Here is a 20,749-nt window from a genome sequence, read left to right as displayed (position 1 = left end):
GCGCCTCAGAGGGAGAGGAAGAACAGCAGCAGCGGCGGCGAAAGCAGCGAGAGGATAAAGCCCGAGACCACCGCCACCGGCACGCAGGTCACACCGCCGTGCTGCTGGATCACCGGCAGCGTGAAGTCCATGGAGGTGGCGCCGCCGTAGCCGATGGCCAGGGCCGCATGGCGGCGGATCACCAGGGGGATCAGTACGAAAGCGAGGAGTTCACGGGCCAGGTCGTTGAAGAAGGCCACGCCGCCCATGGCCGGGCCCAGGGCATCACCCACCAGGATGCCGGAGAGGGAGTACCAGCCGAAGCCGGCGGCCAGCGCCAGGCCTTCGCTGGCGCGCAGGTCCAGCAGCGGTGCGGCGAGCAGGCCGCCGGCCAGCGAGGTGGCCGCCAGCACTAGGGCGATGGCCAGGCCGTGGCGGTTGAGCAGGATCTGGCGCAGCGGCATGCCGGAGTTGCGCAGCTGGCAGCCGATCAGCACCAGCAGGGCGTAGAGCACCCATTCGGCGAGGGTCTCGGCGCCGTCGTGGAGCCCGGGGAGGGCACGGCCCGCCAGCCCCAGCCCGACGCCGAGCACCACCACGGCCACCAGCGCCAGGGAGCCGGCCATGGCGGCGAGCTTGCTCAGCGGGGCGCCGGGCACCACCCGGGAGGGGTCGGCGGCGAGGCCGAGGCGCCCGGAGAGCCACCAGAGCCCCGCCAGGTTGCAGGCGCTGATCACGGCAAACAGCACCAGTGCCTGGCCCCCCATGCGCGAGAGCTGGCCGGCGAGGTCGTCGAGTCCGGCCAGACTCACCCCCATCAGCAGCAGGATCACGTAGACGGAGGCGTTGACTCCACGGTTGATCAGCGCCATCAGGCCGGCGCGGCGCACCGGTACCAGATAGCCCAGCACCAGCGGCAGCAGCACGATCACCAGACCTGTCAGCATCGAGAGTCCCTTCCCTGTGCTGTCGCCAAGGCGGCGACGGAAAACCCGCTACTCTAGCAGGCTCTTGCGGGGCTGGGCATCACTCGCCGAGGGAGAGGCGGGAGAGGGAGAGGCGGCTTCGGCGCTCGCCGTCGCGGTGGTACTCCACGGCCAGCATCAGGCCGGGGACCTCGGGGTGGAAGTGGAACACCAGGTGGCGTTCCGGCTTGTCGGGTTCGGTGACCTCGACCGCCAGGGCCTCGAACTCTCCGGCGGGCAGGCTCAGGCTCTCGGGACCCAGCACCTGGTACGCCATGCGCTCCTCCCGGCCGCGGTGGTTCTGGTAGCGGATGTCACAGCTATCCCGGCAGGTGCCGTCGATCACCCGGCGGGAGAGCTCGAAGAGGGCGGCCTGGCGGTCGGGAAGCACGGCCAGGTCGTCCGGGGCGAGGCGGTAGTCGCCGCCCAGCCCCAGCAGGGAGTAGCCGCTGATGTACTGGAGAGAACGCACCCCCTGGTCCTTGATCATGAAGCGGCTGCGCTCCTCCCCCCGCGCCACGGCGATGGCGGCGCTCATCTCGCTGTGCCAGGAGCCACCGTCCCGGGAGAGCCGGTGCTCGACGCTGGTGCTGGGCCAGCCGCTCACCTCCAGACGGTAGCGGGCGGCGAAGGGCTGGGGGACCACCCGTGCGGCGTTCTCGACGGCCGGCTCCGCCTTGCGGTAGCTGGGGGAGGGGGCGGCCGGCGCCTCCGCCGCCGCGGCGGCGAGGGGCAAGCAGATCAGCAGGGCAATCAGCAGGCGTCTGAGGGGCATGTCGTTCTCGCTGGGCGATGGCAGAGCAGTGGACCCCCGGGGCGTGCGCGGGTTCCGGCATGCGGGGTTCTTGCATATTCAGGCCGTGTCTTTATCTTGGCGGGTCACGAGCCACCGCACAATCGGGAGAAGAGCGCATGTCGGAGATCAAGGGCAAGGTCATCATCATCACCGGGGCGAGCAGCGGGCTGGGCGAGGCCGCCGCCCGACGGCTGGCCCGCGAGGGCGCCCGCCTGGTGCTCGGCGCCCGCCGCGAATCGCGCCTGGCTGCGCTGGTCGACGCGATCACCGCGGAGGGCGGCGAGGCGATCTACCGGGTCACCGATGTCACCCGGCGCGATCAGGTCGAGGCGCTGGCCGCCGCCGCCCTGGCGACCTACGGGCGCATCGACGTGCTGGTCAACAACGCCGGTGTGATGCCGATCTCGCCCCTCAACCGCCTCAAGGTGGAGGAGTGGGAGCGGATGATCGACGTCAACATCAAGGGGGTGCTCTATGGTATCGCCGCCGTGCTGCCCACCATGCGCGACCAGCGTGCCGGCCACGTGATCAACGTCTCCTCGGTGGCCGGCCAGGTGGTGTCGCCGGCGGCGGCGGTCTACAGCGCCACCAAGTTCGCGGTGCGGGCGATCTCCGAGGGGCTGCGCCAGGAGTCGCGCGAGATCCGCTCGACCAATATCTCGCCGGGGGCGGTGACCAGCGAGCTGACCGAGTCGATCAGCGACCCGCGCACTGCCCAGGGGGTGGGCGAGCTCTATGAGCTGGCCATCGAGCCCGACGCCATCGCCCGGGCCATTGCCTTCGCCATCGCCCAGCCCGCCGACGTGGACGTCAACGAACTGACCATCCGGCCGACCCGCCAGCCGCTGTGAGCTGTCGCCTCGTCCGGCCTCACAGCCGGCGGCTGAGCGCGGCGAGCCCCGGGCTTAGCGTCACCGGGTAGTCGCTTTCGCCCGGGGCGAGCTCGAGGAGGGGGGCGGGCAGCGCCGTGAGGGCTTCCCGCACCCGCTCCCGGGCGCCCTCGGCCAGTGCCATCTCCTCGGCGACCACCCGGCCATCCACCACCAGCGGGCGCAGCAGCGGTTCGCCGTCGATGCCCGCTTCGTCGCGCAGGGCGATGACGTCGCCGGCGTAGCGGCCGTCGGCGCCCAGGCGGCGATAGAGCTGCTTGCCCCCGGGCAGGTTGATCTTGCCGGGGGAGTGCTTCACCCGCGGGGTGCCGGCGTACGCCACCAGCTTGTAGGAGAGGTCGATCACCGGGGCGTCGGCGGAGACCCCCATCTCGGTGCCCACCCCGAAGATATCGATGGGCGCGCCGGCGTCGAGCAGCGCGGTGATCTGCCCCTCGTCCAGGCCACTGCTGGCCACGATCTTCACCTCGCCATGGCCCGCCGCGTCGAGCAGCGCCCGGGCGCCCCTGGCCAGCTCGCCGAGGTCGCCGGAGTCGAGGCGGATCGCCTTCACCGCGAGCCCGGGCTCCTCGCGCAGCAGCGCGATGACCCGGCGCACCCCCTCGAGGGTGTCGTGGGTGTCCACCAGCAGGGTGGTGCCGGGATAGCGGCGGGCGAAGGCGCGAAAGGCCTCGCGCTCGTCGTCGTGGGCGAGGATATAGCTGTGGGCCATGGTGCCGCGCAGCGCCATGCCGTGACGCAGCCCGCCCAGCACGTTGCTGGTCCCCTCGAGCCCCGCCGTGCGGTAGGCGCGCACGCCGCGCACCGCGGCGTCGATGCCGTGCATGCGGCGCAGGCCGAAGTCCACCACCGGCCGGCCCCGGGCCGCGATCACCAGGCGGACCGCCTTGGAGGCGAGCACCGTCTCCAGCTGCACCAGGTTCATGAGCAGGCTCTCGAGCAGCTGGGCCTCGGCGATGGGGGCCTCCACCTCCAGCAGGGGCTCGTTGCCGAACACCGGGGTCCCCTCGGGCAGGGTCCAGATGTCGCCGCGAAAGCGCCACCGGCCGAGCCAGGCGAGGAAGTCCGCGTCGAACAGCCCGGTGCCGGCCAGGCGGGCCAGCTGTGACTCACCGAAGCGCAGCCGGGTGGCCAGCTCGGCCGCATGCTGCTGGCCGCAGGCGAGCATGAAGCGGCGAGTCGCCGGCAGCCTGCGAAAGAAGAGGCTGAAGGTGGCGCGGGCCTCCATCCCTTCGGCCCAGTAGGCCTGCAGCATGGTGAGCTGGTAGAGGTCGGTGAGCAGGGCCAGGTCGTCGTCGGCGACCGCATAGGGCACCGGCGTCATGGCACCCGCTCCGCCACCACCTCCACCCCGGCATCGCGCAGCGCCCCCAGGGTCTCCTCGGTGGCCTCGGGGACCACCGCGGCGCACAGCGGGCCGAGCAGCCGGGTGGTGAAGCCCTCGCGGCGGGCGTCCAGGGCGGTGGCCCGGACGCAGACGTCCAGCGCCAGGCCGCAGACGAACACGCGCTCGATGCCGCGGCTGCGCAGGTAGCCGGCGAGGCCGGTGCCGTCGAAGGCGGAGTAGGCGTCCGCGTCGAAGGCGGTGGCCTTGCTGACGCGGATGGTGGCGGCGTCCAGCGCCAGATCGGGGTGGAAGGCGGCACCGTCGGTGTCCTGCACGCAGTGCACCGGCCAGGGGCCGCCGCGATGGGCGAAGCTCACATGGTCGACGGGGTGCCAGTCACGGCTGGCCACCACCAGGGCGTCCGCGGCCCGAGCGGCGGCGATCTCGGCGTTGATGCCCGGCACCAAGGCGGCACCGCCGGCCACGGCCAGGGCGCCCCCCTCGCAGAAGTCGTTCTGCAGGTCCACGACGAGCAGCGCGTCGCCGGGGCCGTACTCCAAGCTCATGCTCATCATCTGCCTCTCCCCTGAAGGTGGCACCTCTCTTCTCAGGGTAGGGCCTTCACCGCCCTTCGTGTAGCGGCGTCAGTAGCCGGCCGCGGGGTCCACCGTCGCCTGGGGCGTGCCGGCCTCGAAGGCGCGCAGCGCCTCGGCCACCTGGTCCAGCGCCGCGCCCAGCGGCGTGGGGCCGGCCATGTGCGGGGTGATCCAGGCCCGTGGGTGGGTCCAGAGCGGGCTCGCCTCGGGCAGCGGCTCCTCGGGGAAGGCGTCGAGCAGGGCGCCGCGCAGCCGCCCCACGCTTGCGGGGTCGTCGCTCGGCCCCAGGGCGGCGAGCAGCGCGGCCTCGTCGATCAGGGTACCGCGTCCGGGGTTGATCAGGCTGGCCCCCTCGGGCAGCCGGGCGAGGGCGCGGGCGTCGATGATATGGCGCGTCGCGGGGGTGTCCGGCAGCAGCAGCACAAGGGTGTTGACCCGGCCGAGCAGCTCGTCGAGACCGGTATCGCCGTGGTGGCAGGTGATGCCTTCGAGACGCTTGGGCGAGCGGCTCCAGCCGTGGACCGGGAAGCCGTCGGCGGCCACCATGGCGGCCACCTTCGCGCCGATGGCGCCGAGCCCCAGCACCCCCACCGGCCAGTTGCTCTTCTCCACCACCGCGTGCTCGCGCCACGCCCGGGCGTGCTGCTGGCGGCGGTAGCGGTCGAAGTCGCGCTGGAAGTGGAGGATCCCGTAGCGCACGTAGTCGCCGATCAGCTCCGCCATGCCGGCGTCGCGCAGCTTGACGATCGGGACCCCCTCGGGAAGCCCGGGGTTGTTGAGCAGGGCGTCCACCCCGGCTCCCAGGTTGACGATGCCCCTGAGGGCCTCGGGCTCGCGCAGCAGTGCCTCCGGCGGCTTCCACACCGCCAGATAGTCGGCCTGGCGGCGCTGCGCCGGCGGCGCCGCGCTGGTGATTACCTCGGCCTCGGGCAGCCGCTCGGCCAGGGCGTCTCGCCACTGCTCGGCATCGTCGATATGCACCAGTACCTTCATGGTCTCTCCTTGCACAGGGGTTGCGTTCATCATGGAAGCCGGCGACGTTGTGAACAAGGGTGACACCTGAAGCGGAAATGCTTGACCGCCTACCGTGGGTTGGCAGTAACCTCCACCCAGAGGGGTCAACCCCACTGCCTCGTGCCACCGACCGGTTCGCGACCCGTCCAGGCATCCGTCGGTGACCGTGACCCTGGCCGGCCTTCTCCTCATCGAGAGGGCCGATTTTCTTGATGTTGCTTTGGCGAGTGGCCTAATGACCCAGGTAAACCTGCCCTTCACCCGCGAGGAGTACGCCAGCCGGCTATGGAAGGTGCGTGCCGAGATGGCCAGCCGCGGCATCGACGTGCTGATCATCAGCGACCCCTCCAACATGGCCTGGCTAACCGGCTATGACGGCTGGTCGTTCTATGTGCACCAGTGCGTGCTGCTGGGGCTGGAGGGCGAGCCGGTCTGGTACGGCCGGCGCATGGACGCCAACGGGGCGCTGCGCACCTGCTGGATCGATCCGGATAACATCACCTACTACCCGGACTACTACGTCCAGAACCCCGACATGCACCCCATGGACTACCTGGCCCAGTCGATCATGCCCGATCGCGGCTGGCACCAGGGGGTGGTCGGCATGGAGATGGACAACTACTACTTCTCCGCCAAGGCCTACCAGAGCCTGCTGCGGGAGCTGCCCCACGCCCGCTTCATGGACGCCAACTCCCTGGTCAACTGGTGCCGTGCCATCAAGTCGCCCCAGGAGATCGAGTACATGCGCGTCGCGGCGAAGATCGTCGAGGGCATGCACTCGCGCATCCTCGAGGTGATCGAGCCCGGCCTGCCCAAGAGCAAGCTGGTCTCGGAGATCTACCGGGTCGGCATCGAGGGCTGGCGCGACGAGCAGGGCCGGGTCTTCGGCGGTGACTATCCGGCCATCGTGCCCATGCTGCCCACCGGCAAGGATGCCGCCGCCCCGCACCTGACCTGGGACGACACGCCGTTTCGCAAGGGGGAGGGCACCTTCTTCGAGATCGCCGGGGTCTACAAGCGCTACCACGCGCCCATGTCGCGCACGGTGTTCCTGGGCCGCCCGCCGACGGAGTTCGTGCGTGCCGAGTCGGCACTGCTCGAGGGCATCGAGAACGGCCTCGCGGTGGCCAAGCCCGGCAACCGTACCGCGGACATCGCCATGGCGCTGGGCGCGGCCATGGACAAGTACGGCTTCGACCGCGGCGGCGCCCGCTGCGGCTACCCCATCGGTATCAGCTATCCCCCGGACTGGGGCGAGCGCACCATGAGCCTGCGCCCCTCGGACGAGACCATCCTGCAGCCGGGCATGACCTTCCACTTCATGCCGGGCCTGTGGGAGGACGAGTGGGGCCTGGAGATCACCGAGAGCATCCTGATCACCGAGACCGGCTGCGAGACCCTGGCCGATTTCCCGCGCCAGCTGTTCGTGCGCTGAACGGGTTCAAGCTGAGTTAACGACATCGAATCGCGAGGGGCGCTGGGGGCAGATCATAGAGGGGGTCCTATGCCAGGGATGGCATCGGTAGCGCCCAGGGATGGGTTCACAGCGCCCCCTCGTAGATCTGCCGCCAGATCAGCTCCGAGTGGCACGAGGCCATGGCGCCCATGTCACATCAGAACAAGGAGTATCAACAATGACCAAGCGTCCCAGCCCGATCAGCGCCACCGTCGACTTCGACGCCGACGGCGTCCAGCACGGCTTCCTCAAGCTGCCCATCTCGGTGGACGACTCCGCCTGGGGGGCAGTGATGATCCCGGTCACCGTGGTGAAGAACGGCGAGGGCCCCACGGCCCTGCTCACCGGCGGCAACCACGGCGACGAGTACGAGGGGATCACCTCGCTGCTCAAGCTGTCGGGCCAGCTCAAGGCCGAGGAGGTCACCGGCCGGGTGATCATCGTGCCCTGCATGAACACCCCGGCGGTGATGGCCGGCAAGCGCACCTCCGGGCTCGACGGCGGCAACCTCAACCGCAGCTTCCCCGGCGACCCCGACGGCACCGTGACCGAGAAGATCGCCGACTACTTCACCCGGGTGATGGTGCCGATGTGCGACGTGGTGCTCGACCTGCACTCCGGTGGGCGCACCCTGGACATCATCCCCTTCGGCGCCTCCCACGTGCTCGACGACCCCGAGCAGCAGCGCAGTGCCCTGGAGGGCGCCAAGGCCTTCGGCGCCCCCTACGCCATGATGATGTTCGAGCTCGACGCCGCGGCCCTCTTCGACACCGCGGTGGAGAGCCAGGGCAAGATCTTCGTGGCCACCGAGCTCGGCGGCGGCGGCACCTCCACCCCGGAGAGCATGGCCATCACCGAGCGCGGCGTGCGCAACTTCCTGATCCACTACGGCCTGCTGGAAGGCGAGGTGGAGATGCCCGCCGAGCCCCAGGTCTATCTCGACATGCCCGATGCCAGCTGCTACGTGCAGAGCGAGCACTCCGGCGTGTTGGAGCTCTGCTTTGCCCTGGGTGAGCGGGTCGAGAAGGGCGAGGTGGTGGCCCGGGTCTATGACATGACCCGCAGCGGCACCGCCCCGGTGGAGTACCGCGCCGGGCGCAGCGGGGTGCTGGCGGCACGCCGTCATCCGGCGCTGGTCAACATGGGTGACACCATCGCGGTGATCGCCGATGTCGTCGACTCGCTGGGTTGAGGGTGCCGGAATCACGATGAAACTGGACCGCTACGACCTGAAGATCCTCGAGATCCTCTCCCGGGATGGCCGCATCACCAAGTCCAAGCTGGCCGAGGCGATCAACCTCTCGGTCAGCCCCTGCTGGGAGCGGGTGCGCCGGCTGGAGAAGGCCGGCATCATCGAGGGCTACAGCGCCCGCATCAATGGCGCCGCGCTGGTCAAGCGCACCCCGGTGTGGGTGCAGATCGAGCTCAAGGCCCACAACGCCGAGAGCTTCGCCCGCTTCGAGGCGCTGGTGCAGGCCACCCCCGAGGTCACCGAGTGCGTGGCGGTGGGGGGCGGCGTCGATTATCTGATCAAGGTCGAGGCCGATTCCATCGACGCCTACCAGCGCCTGATCGATGCCTGGCTGACCGGCGAGGCCGGCATCGAGCGCTACTTCACCTACATCGTCACCAAGACCGTCAAGCGCCCCGAACCGGGCTTCTCCCGCGACGACTTCTCCCCCTGACCCACGATCTCCCCCGCTTGCAGGCCCGCCCTGCGCGAGTCCAGCGTTGATTCTCCGGCGAAGCCTGTGGCATATGCTTGTGTAAGTGTGTGAGCATGGGCTTACCCACGCCGGGCGGTCCTTCCGGCACGCTTCCCAGGTGCCGGTCATGGCTGACTCCGCCCCGGAAGAGACGAGATCGCCTGACGCAGAGAGACTGCCATGTCCTACTTCACGATTGCCGGTGTGCAGATGCATGCCCTGCATCACGGCGACAACACCGAAGCCATGCGCCACCGGGTCGACGTGCTGATGAGCCGCTTTCCCCAGGTCCAGATGGTCCTGTTCAGCGAGCTGATGCCCATGGGGGCCTCGCCCCACCACGCCCAGCCGATGCCCAGCCACGCCGAGCAGTTCTTCTGCCAGCTGGCCGAGCAGCACCGCATCTGGCTGATCCCGGGCTCCATGTTCGAGAAGACCGAGCACGGGATCTTCAACACCCTGTCGGTGATCAATCCCCACGGCCAGGTCGTGGCCCGCTACCGCAAGATGTTCCCCTTCTTGCCCTACGAGGCGGGGGTGGAGAGCGGCAGCGAGTTCGTGGTGTTCGACGTGCCCCACGTGGCGCGCTTCGGGGTCTCGATCTGCTACGACATGTGGTTCCCCGAGACCACCCGGACCCTGGCCGCCATGGGGGCCGAGGTGATCCTCCACCCGACCATGACCGATACCATCGACCGCGACATCGAGCTCTCCATCGCGCGCACCAACGCAGCGGTCAACCAGTGCTACTTCTTCGACATCAACGGCGCCGGCGCCATCGGCAACGGGCGCTCCATCGTGGTGGGCCCCTCCGGCGACGTCATCCACCAGGCCGGCACCGGCGAGGAGGTGATGCCCATCGAGGTGGACCTCAACCGGGTACGCCGCGAGCGCGAGACCGGCCTGCGCGGCCTCGGCCAGCCCCTCAAGAGCTTCCGCGACCGCAGCGTCGACTTCTCGCTCTATCGCAGCGAGACCGGCTCTTCGCCCTTCCTCGATACCCTGGGCCCGCTGCAGAAGCCCCTGCGCGCCGACGTCGAGGAGTACTGATCCGCAGCCCCCTGACCCGCAAGGAGACCATCATGCTGGAGTCCCTGAAGCGCGCCCTGTGCCGACTGCTCGGCCGCCGGGACTCCCCCTCGCCCGCCGCGAGAGCGGCTGACGCCCCCTCATCCGCCATCGTTGGAGCGACAACAATGAACAAGATCACCAGCATTGCCGATGTCCGCCGCCACTTTCGCAACAACAAGGAGCCGATCTACTTCATCTCGGCCACCAACTTCAACCTGCTCGGCATCGGCGACTGGGTGGGCAACTTCCGCCACATCAACTACATCGACTGCTTCGACGGCCAGCAGCGCAACGTCTTCGTGCCGAAGGAGAAGTTTCCCCGCGACTTCGAGAGCATCGAGGACATCAACAACTACCTGCTGGAGCACAAGGAGGTCATCGACTTCATCCAGTCGAGGGCCGACGGTGAGCATGCCGGCACCGCCGCCTTCCTGATGTTCGACGAGCACACCGAGGAGGTGTGCCAGCAGCTGGGGCTCAAGGTCGCCTTCCCGCCGGCGGCGCTGCGAAGCCGCATGGACAACAAGATCGAGACGGTGCGCATCGGCAACAAGGCCGGCGTGCCCAGTGTGCCCAATGTGCTGGCCCGGGTGGGCAGCTACCAGGAGCTCTGCGAGGTGAGTCGGGAACTCGGTACCGACCTGGTGGTGCAGACCGCCTTCGGCGATTCCGGCCACACCACCTTCTTCATCGCCAGCGAGGACGACTACTACAAGCACGCCGAGGAGATCGAGGCCGAGGCCGAGGTCAAGATCATGAAGCGGATCAACTGCCGCGGCTCGGCCATCGAGGCCTGTGCCACCCGCTGCGGCACCGTGGTGGGGCCGCTGATGACCGAGCTGGTCGGCTTCAAGACCCTGACCCCCTACAAGGGGGGCTGGTGCGGCAACGAGATGTTCGCCGGCGCCTTCACCCAGGAGATCCGCGACAAGGCCCGGGAGTACACCTTCAAGTTCGGCGAGGCGCTGCGCGAGGAGGGCTACCGCGGTTACTTCGAGCTCGACTTCCTGATCGACATGGACAGCGGCGAGGTCTACCTGGGCGAGCTCAACCCGCGGGTCACCGGGGCGAGTTCGCTGACCAACGTGGCGGCCTTCGCCCACTCCGACATTCCGCTGTTCCTCTTCCACCTGCTGGAGTTCTCCGACGTCGAGTTCGACCTCGACATCAACGAGATCAACGAGCGCTGGTCCCACCCGGACAGCGTCGACAGCTGGAGCCAGCTGGTGATCAAGCACACCGACGAGAGCGTCGACCTGCTGACCGCTGCGCCGCGCACCGGGGTGTGGAAGATGGCCGGGGACGGCAGCATCGCCTACGACCACTACAGCTATCACCCCCATGCCGCCGAGAACGAGCAGGAGGGCTTCTTCCTGCGCATCAGCGGCGCCGGCGACTTCCGCTACGAGGGGGCGGACCTCGGCATCCTGATCACCCGCGGCCGGCTGATGGACGACGACTTCCAGCTCAACGAGCGGGCGAAGGCCTGGATCGACGGCATCCGCGGCCAGTACGCCGGCCAGTCGCTGCAGGATCCCGTGGTGGAGCAGGTCGCCGTCAGCCACGCCGTGGGCGGCGGCAACTTCAAGATCCTGTGAAGGGGGAGGGGGCCTGCCCGCGAGGGTCGGCGTCCGCAACGATGGACGACAAGACGCTGGTCTTTCGCACCCTGCACGAGGCGGCGCCGGGCCCCAAGTGGCGCTCGCTCTTCGATGCGCACTGGTCCGCCTACGAGGCCTGGTACCTGGCGGAGGGCGAGCGCGAGCGGCCGGGGTACCTGGCCTGCCTCAACGCCCTGCGCCGCCACATGCCGGAGCTGCTCGATACCTACCGAACGCTGTGCGACCTGGCCGGCGGCGGCGACCTGGCCTCGCGCTTCCTGAGCCTCTACCAGCCGCCGCCCTATATCACCGGCTGCTCCCAGGCGGTGCTGGCCCGCCCCGGAACCACCCTGCTGGCCCGCAACTACGACTACCCGCCGGAGCTCTGCGAGGGGTCGATCCTCTATACCCGCTGGAACGGTCGCGGCGTGATCGCCATGACCGACTGCCTGTGGGGGGTGCTCGACGGCATGAACGACCGCGGGCTCGCCGTGTCGCTGGCCTTCGGCGGGCGCAAGGCGGTGGGCGAGGGGTTCGGTGCGCCGGTGATCCTGCGCTACCTGCTGGAGTTCTGCGACAGCGTGCCCGAGGCGGCCGAGGTGCTGGCGCGGGTGCCCACCCACATGGCCTACAACATCACCGTGGCCGACGCCGCCGGGCGCTACGTCACGGCGATGATCGGCCCCGACCGCCGGGCCAGCATCCGCCGGGTGCCGGTGGCCACCAACCACCAGAAGCGCATCGAGTGGTATGCCCATGCGCTGGCCTCGGAGACGCTGATCCGCGAGCGTCAGCTCTCCATCCTGGTGGACGACGAGGCCACCAGCGAGGCGCGCCTGGAGGCGGCCTTCTCGGCGCCGCCGCTGTTCCGCCACGACTATCGCCGCGGGCTGGGCACCATCTACTCGGCCTTCTACCGCCCCGGGGAGGGGCGGGTGCGCTACCACTGGCCCGGCCTCGACCTCGACCTCGGCTTCGATCACTTTCCCGAGGAGTCGATCACCGTGCGCTACGGCGTGAGGGAGAGGTTCGGCAGCTGATCGATATCGACAACGACAATCACCAGAGAAGGGTGTCGCCATGCAAGAGAGCAGCCAATCAGAAACGCCCTATACCGCGCTGGGCTTCTACCACAAGATCTCTCAGCTGCGTGCCGATACCTGGAACGCGCTCAAGCGCGACCTCGGCCAGCTCAATCGGCTGGCCGACGAGGCGCAGGTGCGCAACCTGGTCAAGGCGATCGACGTCAAGCTGACCCGGCTCGAGATCATCGAGGACTACCACGCCTTCCCCTCCAAGGAGGATTTCCGCCACCTCTGGTCGCTGTTCGATCGCGAGGAGTACCTGCTGCTGGAGAAGGTGGTCAAGCGCCTGGTGCGGGCGCTGATCAGCGAGTCCTACCGGCGCCGCCACGTGGATCTCAGCGAGACCGACGCCGATGCCGAGGACATGGAGACCCTGGATGCCCTGGCCCAGCTGCGCCGCGGGCATCCGGCCTCCAACAGCTCGGCCCAGCCCTACTTCGAGCTGCTGATCGTCGACAACCTCTCGTCCCAGGAGGAGGAGGTGGTGCGAGAGGCCTTCCGCAACATGCGCCGCCCCGAGGACCGCTTCGCCTATGACGTGGTGACGGTGAGAAGCTTCGAGGACGCGCTGATCGCCGTGCTGGTCAACCCCAACATCCAGGCCTGCCTGATCCGCTACGAGTTCCCCTACAAGTCGAAGTACAACTTGAGCGCGCTGCGCAACTACCTGGAGGGGCTCTCCGAGCAGTCCCTCGCGCACCAGTCCGAGGCGGAGCGCAGCATCCTGCTGAGCTCGATGATCCACGAGCTGCGCCCTGAGATCGACCAGTTCCTGGTCACCAGCGGCGACGTGGAGGCCACGGCCAGTCGTGATATCCGCTTCTTCAACCGGATCTTCTATCGCGAGACGGACTACATCGAGCAGCACCACACCATCCTGCGGGCCATCGACAACCGCTACCGCACCCCTTTCTTCGATGCCCTGCGCGAGTACAGCCGCAAGCCCACGGGGGTGTTCCACGCCATGCCCATCTCGCGGGGCAAGTCGATCACCCGCTCGCACTGGGCGGGGCACATGATCGACTTCTACGGTATCAACATCTTCCTCGCCGAGACCTCGGCCACCTCCGGCGGGCTCGACTCCCTGCTGCAGCCCTACGGCCCGATCAAGAAGGCCCAGGAGTACGCCGCCCGCGCCTTCGGCGCCCGGCAGAGCTTCTTCGTCACCAACGGCACCTCCACCGCCAACAAGATCGTGGTGCAGGCGCTGGTCAAGCCGCGGGACATCGTGCTGATCGACCGCGACTGCCACAAGTCCCACCACTACGGGATGGTGCTGGCCGGGGCCCACGTCAGCTACCTGGACTCCTACCCGCTGCACGACTACTCCATGTACGGCGCGGTGCCCCTCAAGGAGATCAAGAAAACGCTGCTCGAGTACAAGCGCGCGGGGAACCTGCACAAGGTCAAGATGCTGCTGCTGACCAACTGCACCTTCGACGGCGTGGTCTACAACGTGCGCCGGGTGATGGAGGAGTGCCTGGCGATCAAGCCGGACCTGGTGTTCCTCTGGGATGAGGCGTGGTTCGCCTTTGCCGGCTTCAACCCCACCTATCGCCCGCGCACCGCCATGCACGCCGCCCGCACCCTGCGCGACCGCTACCGCAGCGAGGCCTACCGGGAGGAGTATGCGGCCTGGAAGGCCGAGTTCGATCAGCTCGACCCGGACGACGACGCCACCTGGCTGGAACAGCGCCTGCTGCCCGACCCTGAGGTGGTACGCATCCGCACCTACGCCACCCACTCCACCCACAAGACCCTGACCTCGCTGCGCCAGGGCTCGATGATCCACGTCTGGGACCAGGACTACCGCCAGAAGGTCGAGGCGCCGTTCCACGAGGCCTACATGACCCACACCTCGACCTCGCCCAACTATCAGATCATCGCCTCGCTGGACGTGGGCCGCATGCAGGCCGAGATGGAGGGCTTCGAGCTGGTGCATGCCCAGGTGGAGGCGGCGCTCTCCCTGCGCGAGCAGCTCTATACCCATCCGCTGCTGCAGAAGTACTTCCGGGTGCTGGTCAACAAGGACATGGTGCCGCTGGAGTACCGTCAGTCCGGGGTCGATACCTTCTATGACCCGGTCACCGGCTGGAACAAGATGGAGGAGGCCTGGGCCAACGACGAGTTCGTCGTCGACCCCAGCCGTATCACCATCGCCATCGGCGCCACCGGCATCGACGGCGATACCTTCAAGAACGAATACCTGATGAACAAGTACGGCATCCAGATCAACAAGACCTCGCGCAACACCGTACTGTTCATGACCAACATCGGCACCACCCGGGGCTCCATCGCCTACCTGCTCGACGTGCTGATCAAGCTGGCCAAGGAGTTCGAGGCCCGCTGGGAGGAGAGCAGCCGGCCGGAGCGCCGGATCATCGAGAACCGGGTGCGCTCGCTGACCGAGGAGCTGCCGCCGCTGCCCGATTTCAGCCGTTTCCATGACGCCTTCCGCCCGTGCAGCGAGACGCCCCAGGGCGATATCCGCCGCGCCTATTTCCTGGCCTATGACGAGGAGAACACCGAATACCTGCGCTTCGACAACGGCGAGCTGCAGGCCGAGATGCGTGCGGGCCGCGACGCGGTCTCGGCGAGCTTCGTGATCCCCTATCCGCCGGGCTTCCCGGTGCTGGTGCCGGGCCAGGTGGTCAGCGAGGAGATCCTCCACTTCCTGCAGGCCCTGGACGTCACCGAGATCCACGGCTATCGGCCGGAACTCGGCCTGCTGGTGTTCACCGAGGCGGCGCTGGCCAACCCCGAGGCGGGCTGACCGGTCGCGCAGAAAATCCTCCTGTCGGGCGGCGGCGGACAAAAAAAAGCGCATCTTCCCCGCCGCCCAACGAAAAGTCCCCGCCGCTCATCTCCCTTACCATGAACCCATCGAGCCGCCCTGGAGGGATTACGCCAGGCGGCTCGTCCGTTTCTTCACGCCGGCCGCTGGGCAACATCAACCCACAAGGCCAATCCGGTCGGCGCGTCAGGGAGGTGCCGCATGAACATGAAGCTGTCCAGGACTCTGTCCACCATGCTCGACGATCCGCGTCTGTTTCGTCAGCACGCCTACGTCAACGGTCAGTGGACCCACGGCGAGGGTGGTCGCGAGGAGGCCGTGTTCGACCCGGCCACCGGCGAGGCCCTGGGGTACATTCCCTGGCTCGAGGCGCATCAGATCCGCGCCGCGGTGGACGCCGCCGAGACCGCCTTCGTGCACTGGCGGGCGCTGCGCGCCGACGAGCGCTGCGAGCGCCTGCTGGCCTGGTACGACCTGCTCCTGGCCAACCGCGAGGACCTGGCCACCATCATGACCATGGAGCAGGGCAAGCCGCTGCCGGACGCCCGTGGCGAGGTGGAGTATGGCGCCAGCTTCGTGCGCTGGTTCGCCGAGGAGGGCAAGCGCACCTTCGGTGAGACCATCCCCAGCCATATTCCCAACGCCGCCCTGGGCACGATCAAGGAGCCGGTGGGTATCGCCGCACTGATCACGCCCTGGAACTTCCCGTTGGCGATGATCACCCGCAAGGCCGCCGCGGCGCTCGCCGCCGGATGCCCGGTGATCGTCAAGCCGGCCGGCGAGACGCCCTTCTCGGCGCTGGCCCTGGCGGAGCTGGCCGAGCGCGCCGGCATTCCCGCGGGCATCTTCAACGTGGTGTTGGGCGAGCCCGCCGAGGTGTCGCAGCTGCTCTGCGCCGAGCCGCGCGTCAAGGCGCTCTCCTTCACCGGCTCCACCCGGGTCGGCCGCCTGCTGCTGGAGCAGAGCGCCAATACCGTCAAGCGGGTCTCCCTGGAGCTGGGTGGCGACGCCCCCTTCATCGTCGGCCCGGACATGGACCCGAAGGAGGCCGCCTTCGCCGCCGTGGCTGCCAAGTTCCAGACCTCGGGGCAGGACTGCCTGGCCGCGGACCGCATCCTGGTCCACGAGTCGATCCATGACGAGTTCGTCGCCCACTTCGCCGAGCGCATGGCCGCCCTCACTCTGGGCAACGGCTTGGAGAGCGAGGTCGACCTGGGGCCGCTGATCCACCGCCAGGCAGTGGAGAAGGCCGCCGGCATCGTCGACGACGCCCTTTCCAAGGGGGCCACCCTGGTGGCCGGCGACCAGAGCGCCGCCCCCGGCGAGAACTTCTTCATGCCGGTGCTGCTGACCGGGCTGACCCGCGACATGCGCCTGTGGCAGGAGGAGAGCTTCGCTCCCATTGCCGGCGTCATGGCCTATGCCGATGATGACGAGGCCATTGCCCTGGCCAACGACACCCAGTACGGTCTCGCCGCCTACGTCTACACCCACGATATCCGCCGCATCTGGAAGTTCCTGCGGGCGCTGGAGTTCGGCATGGTGTCGGTCAACTCGGTGAAGATGACCGGCCCGCCCGTGCCCTTCGGCGGCGTCAAGCAGTCCGGCCTCGGCCGCGAGGGCGGCACCACCGGCATCGACGAGTATCTCGAGACCAAGTATTACTGCCTCGGCGCCCTGGGCTCTGTCTCGGGCAGCTAGGACTGAACCCTTGCCGGGATGCGATATCGAGCGATATCTACCCGAGGACGCTGAGTCGAGTGCAGCGGCGCGCGGCGATCGACAGGGATGTCGATCGAGAACCGGCAAGAGGGACCTTGTTCCGGTTCGACGCGCAGGCCGCAAGCGAAGCCTCAGGGTTTCGTCCTCGGGCATCGCGAGATGTTGCAATACCGGCAAACGAATTAGATGACCATCCTCCCCGGCGGGACGCCGGGGAGCCTGATATGACTAGAGGAAAGCCATGAGCCAGCAGCACCAGGACCTGATCGATCGCGACCGCAAGGTGACCTTCCACGCCTCTACCCACCTGCGCGACTTCGCCCAGGGCGACGCGCCGGGCCGCGTGATCACCGGCGGCAAGGGCATCCATATCCGCGACAAGGATGGCCGCGAGTTCATCGATGCCTTCGCCGGCCTCTACTGCGTCAACATCGGTTATGGCCGCACCGAGGTGGCCGAGGCGATCTATCAGCAGGCCCTGGAACTCTCCTACTACCACACCTACGTGGGCCACTCCAACGAGCCGCAGATCGCTCTTTCCGAGAAGATCATCGCGCTCGCCGGCCCCGGCATGTCCAAGGTCTATTACGGCCTCGGCGGCTCTGATGCCAACGAGACCCAGCTCAAGATCGTGCGCTACTACAACAACGTGCTGGGTCGCCCGCTGAAGAAAAAGGTGATCTCGCGCATGCGCGGCTACCACGGCTCGGGCCTGGCCACCGGCTCGCTGACCGGCCTCAAGGCGTTCCACGACCAGTTCGACCTGCCCTTCGAGGGCATCCTGCACACCGAGGCGCCCTACTACTACCACCGCGCCGCCGAGCAGCAGGGCATGACTGAGCGCGAGTTCTCGCAGTATTGCGCCCAGAAGCTCGAGGCGATGATCCTGGCCGAGGGCCCCGAGACCGTGGCCGCCTTCATCGGCGAGCCGGTGCTCGGCACCGGCGGCATCGTACCGCCGCCCGAGGGCTACTGGGAGGCGATCCAGGCGGTGCTGGCCAAGTACGACGTGCTGTTGATCGCCGACGAGGTGGTGTGCGGCTTCGGGCGTATCGGCGCCGACTTCGGCAGCCACTTCTACGGCATCAAGCCCGACCTGATCACCGTCGCCAAGGGCCTGACCAGCGCCTACCAGCCGCTCTCCGGCGTCATCGTCGGCGACCGCGTCTGGGCGGTGCTGGAGCAGGGCACCGGCCAGTACGGCCCCATCGGCCACGGCTGGACCTACTCGGGCCACGCCCTGGGCTGTGCCGCCGCACTGGCCAACCTGGCGATCATCGAGCGCGAGGATCTGACCGGGAACGCCCGTGATACCGGCGCCTACCTGCAGCAGGCCATGGCCACCGCCTTCGGCGACCACCCGATCGTCGGCAACGTGCGCGGCGTGGGCATGCTGGCGGCGCTGGAGTTCTCCGTGGACCCCGAGCAGCGCAAGCACTTCGACCCGGCCCTCAAGGTGGGCCCGCGCATCGCCGCCGCGGCCCTGGAGGAGAACCTGATCGCCCGCGCCATGCCCCAGGGCGATATCCTGGGCTTCGCGCCGCCGCTGGTCACCACCCGCGACGAGGTTGACGAGATCGTCGCCCGCGCCCGCCGCGCCGTGGACCGCGTCACCGACGAGCTGGTGCGCAAGGGTGCCGTCCAAGCCGTGCGTGCCTGATCAGCAAACGACAGTCATCGCAAACAACAGTCATCGCAAACTACAGTCATCGCAAACTACAGCCATCAATGAGAGCGCCGCGGGGGGGCCCCGCGGCGCTTTCGTTGTGCGCCAGGCATGGCGCGTAGCACCGATAGGTGCTGTTCCCGAGGGTGGTGCCTCGGGATGACTTGGGGGTGAAAGTCCCCTGCGGACCCTGATAGCGGGAACCGCTAGCCGAACAGCAAGGGTGTCCGCCGCGAGGCGGAATCTGAAGGAAGCTGAAGGCAAACTCCCGGCCTGACGAACAGGAATCGCATATGAGGCAGCCACATCTGGGCGAGAGGGCAATGACACTCGAAGCCCAATAGCTATCCGGAAGATGTGGAGGTAAATGCGGCGGGTAGATGGGAGGAAGGTCGCGCGTCTTACCCTGGGAGGTCTGGTGGTCTGCCACGGTGCTACCGGCGCCGAGAGGCGACGGGATGGGCCACCAGACGTCAGCAGAGGCCATAGTAAGTGCTGGTTCACCGCGGCACCAAGGGCCGAACATGAAGAACCGCGAGTAGGCGATGATGTCTCGAGGATCGATCAGGAAGGCAGAAAGTGGCGCTGATACCGCCACCCACCCAGAGGGGCAGGGGCGGAACCCCGAGTCCCGGCCGGTGGGCGTCGAGACGATCCCGGCGTCGTCATCGTGGACGAAAGCGGAGCCCGCCCCGCTCATGGAGGCCGTGGTAGGGAAGGCCAACATGGCGCGGGCTTACCGAAGGGTGGTCGCCAACAAGGGGGCGCCGGGTGCCGACGGCATGACGGTCCACCAGTTGGCCGACCACCTGAAGGAATGCTGGCCAACGCTGTGCGAACGGCTGCTGGCCGGTGAGTACCACCCCAGCCCGATCCGAGCCGTCGAGATTCCCAAGCCCAAGGGCGGGACGCGACAGCTCGGCATCCCCACGGTGACCGACCGGCTGATCCAGCAGGCGCTGCTTCAGGTGTTGACGCCGATCTTCGATCCGGGGTTCTCCGCATCGAGTTACGGCTATCGGCCCGGGCGCAGCGCCCAGCAGGCCGTCTCGGCGATGAAGGCCCATGTCACTGCCGGCCACCGCTGGGTGGTCGACCTCGACCTGGAAGCCTTCTTCGACCGGGTGAATCACGACCTGCTGATGGCGCGGGTCGCGCGCCGCGTCTGCGACAAGCGAGCGTTGCGCTTGATCCGCCGCTATCTGGAAGCCGGGATGTTCCAGGACGGCCTGGTCGCGCCACGCCGGCAGGGCACGCCCCAGGGCGGACCACTCAGCCCGCTGCTGGCCAATATCCTGCTGGATGACGTGGACAAGGAACTGGAACGCCGCGGCCACCGCTTTTGCCGCTATGCCGACGACATGCAGGTGTATGTCAGGAGTCGGCGAGCGGGCGAGCGCGTCATGGCCAGTCTGAGTGATTTTCTCGAGAGCTCACTCAGGCTGACGGTCAATCGCGACAAGAGTGCGGTGGACCGACCCTGGAACCGGGGGTATCTGGGCTACACGCTGACCCGGCACAAGCGGCCGAAGCTGACGCTGGCCAAGGCCAGCCTGCAGCGCCTGATGCAGCGTGTCCGCGAGATCCTCAAGCGTGGCAGGGGGCGCAACATACGGCGCGTTATCGAAGAGTTGACCCCGGTCCTGCGGGGCTGGGCCAACTACTTCTCCTTCGTCGACGTAAAGCGCCCGCTGGAAGCGCTGGAGGGTTGGATACGTCGTCGACTGCGTTGCGTGATCTGGCGGCAATGGAAACGCCCGCGGACCCGGCGCCGCAAGCTACGGGCGCTGGGTCTGGACGACCATCGGGCGTGGAAGTCAGCGGGAAACGGGCGAGGCCCTTGGTGGAACGCCGGCGCCTCGCACATGAATCAGGCCTTGCCACGGAAATGGTTCGAGCAGCAGGGCCTGATCTCGGTACTCGATACGGTCAAGAGGGCTTAGTCGTTCTTCGTGAACCGCCGTGGTACGGAACCGTATGCCCGGTGGTGTGAGAGGACGGGGGAGGCGACTCCCCCTCCTACTCGATTTCATGCAGCACGGCCCGGGCTGCTACGCTGATATCAGTGTCAACTTAATCCA

16 protein-coding genes are annotated in these 20,749 nt (G+C 68.1%); 11 read left to right on the top strand and 5 right to left on the bottom strand.

Annotated elements, in window-relative coordinates; all coding sequences use genetic code 11:
- Positions 1-5: 5 nt before the first annotated feature.
- Positions 6-926, bottom strand: a complete 921-nt coding sequence (locus HIR79_RS16045) for a LysO family transporter (protein ID WP_169959094.1) — start codon at positions 924-926, stop codon at positions 6-8.
- 79 nt (positions 927-1,005) lie between these two features.
- Complete coding sequence (locus tag HIR79_RS16040) at positions 1,006-1,719, bottom strand: hypothetical protein (RefSeq protein WP_169959093.1); 714 nt, start codon at positions 1,717-1,719, stop codon at positions 1,006-1,008.
- 137 nt (positions 1,720-1,856) lie between these two features.
- On the opposite strand from HIR79_RS16040, the gene HIR79_RS16035 reads away from it, so the two are divergent.
- A complete protein-coding gene (locus tag HIR79_RS16035; protein ID WP_169959092.1) occupies positions 1,857-2,591 on the top strand; it encodes an SDR family oxidoreductase in 735 nt (244 codons plus the stop codon).
- A 19-nt stretch (positions 2,592-2,610) separates the two neighbouring features.
- Here the strand turns inward: HIR79_RS16035 and HIR79_RS16030 are convergent, their stop codons facing one another.
- From HIR79_RS16030 to HIR79_RS16020, 3 genes are all read right to left on the bottom strand, one after another.
- Positions 2,611-3,954, bottom strand: a complete 1,344-nt coding sequence (locus tag HIR79_RS16030) for a nicotinate phosphoribosyltransferase (protein WP_169959091.1) — start codon at positions 3,952-3,954, stop codon at positions 2,611-2,613.
- Positions 3,951-4,529, bottom strand: coding sequence for an isochorismatase family protein (locus tag HIR79_RS16025; protein ID WP_249322192.1), 579 nt, complete (start codon positions 4,527-4,529; stop codon positions 3,951-3,953). Before HIR79_RS16025 ends, HIR79_RS16030 begins: the two co-directional genes overlap by 4 nt.
- A 72-nt stretch (positions 4,530-4,601) precedes the next feature.
- Positions 4,602-5,546, bottom strand: a complete 945-nt coding sequence (locus HIR79_RS16020) for a 2-hydroxyacid dehydrogenase (protein ID WP_169959090.1) — start codon at positions 5,544-5,546, stop codon at positions 4,602-4,604.
- A 256-nt stretch (positions 5,547-5,802) separates the two neighbouring features.
- Between HIR79_RS16020 and doeA the strand changes: the two genes are divergently transcribed.
- The 10 genes from doeA to ltrA all read left to right on the top strand — a co-directional run bounded on the left by doeA (position 5,803) and on the right by ltrA (position 20,611).
- On the top strand, positions 5,803-7,002 hold the full coding sequence (gene doeA, locus HIR79_RS16015) for an ectoine hydrolase DoeA (protein ID WP_119021868.1): 1,200 nt from the start codon (positions 5,803-5,805) through the stop codon (positions 7,000-7,002).
- A 199-nt stretch (positions 7,003-7,201) separates the two neighbouring features.
- Positions 7,202-8,215, top strand: a complete 1,014-nt coding sequence (gene doeB / locus HIR79_RS16010; protein WP_169959089.1) for a N(2)-acetyl-L-2,4-diaminobutanoate deacetylase DoeB — start codon at positions 7,202-7,204, stop codon at positions 8,213-8,215.
- A gap of 16 nt (positions 8,216-8,231) precedes the next feature.
- On the top strand, positions 8,232-8,708 hold the full coding sequence (locus HIR79_RS16005; RefSeq protein ID WP_119021866.1) for an Lrp/AsnC family transcriptional regulator: 477 nt from the start codon (positions 8,232-8,234) through the stop codon (positions 8,706-8,708).
- A 201-nt stretch (positions 8,709-8,909) separates the two neighbouring features.
- Positions 8,910-9,779: a carbon-nitrogen hydrolase family protein gene (locus tag HIR79_RS16000; RefSeq protein ID WP_169959088.1), complete on the top strand. Its 870-nt coding sequence runs from the start codon at positions 8,910-8,912 to the stop codon at positions 9,777-9,779.
- Between the two features lie 146 nt (positions 9,780-9,925).
- On the top strand, positions 9,926-11,398 hold the full coding sequence (locus tag HIR79_RS15995; protein WP_169959087.1) for a biotin carboxylase: 1,473 nt from the start codon (positions 9,926-9,928) through the stop codon (positions 11,396-11,398).
- A 41-nt stretch (positions 11,399-11,439) separates the two neighbouring features.
- Positions 11,440-12,441 carry a C45 family autoproteolytic acyltransferase/hydrolase gene (locus HIR79_RS15990; protein ID WP_169959086.1) on the top strand — a complete coding sequence of 334 codons (1,002 nt, stop codon included), beginning with the start codon at positions 11,440-11,442 and terminating at the stop codon, positions 12,439-12,441.
- A 40-nt stretch (positions 12,442-12,481) separates the two neighbouring features.
- Positions 12,482-15,259, top strand: coding sequence for an aminotransferase class I/II-fold pyridoxal phosphate-dependent enzyme (locus tag HIR79_RS15985; RefSeq protein ID WP_169959085.1), 2,778 nt, complete (start codon positions 12,482-12,484; stop codon positions 15,257-15,259).
- Positions 15,260-15,481: 222 nt separating this feature from the next.
- A complete protein-coding gene (locus HIR79_RS15980) occupies positions 15,482-16,981 on the top strand; it encodes an NAD-dependent succinate-semialdehyde dehydrogenase (RefSeq protein ID WP_169959084.1) in 1,500 nt (499 codons plus the stop codon).
- A gap of 262 nt (positions 16,982-17,243) precedes the next feature.
- Positions 17,244-18,662, top strand: a complete 1,419-nt coding sequence (locus HIR79_RS15975; protein WP_169959083.1) for an aminotransferase — start codon at positions 17,244-17,246, stop codon at positions 18,660-18,662.
- A gap of 551 nt (positions 18,663-19,213) precedes the next feature.
- Positions 19,214-20,611, top strand: coding sequence for a group II intron reverse transcriptase/maturase (gene ltrA / locus HIR79_RS15970; RefSeq protein ID WP_211620858.1), 1,398 nt, complete (start codon positions 19,214-19,216; stop codon positions 20,609-20,611).
- Positions 20,612-20,749 lie beyond the last annotated feature (138 nt).

Origin of the sequence: Halomonas sp. PGE1, assembly GCF_013000985.1 — a bacterium.
GTDB lineage: Bacteria > Pseudomonadota > Gammaproteobacteria > Pseudomonadales > Halomonadaceae > Halomonas > Halomonas alkalicola.
This window is presented reverse-complemented; position numbering and strand designations above follow the sequence as displayed.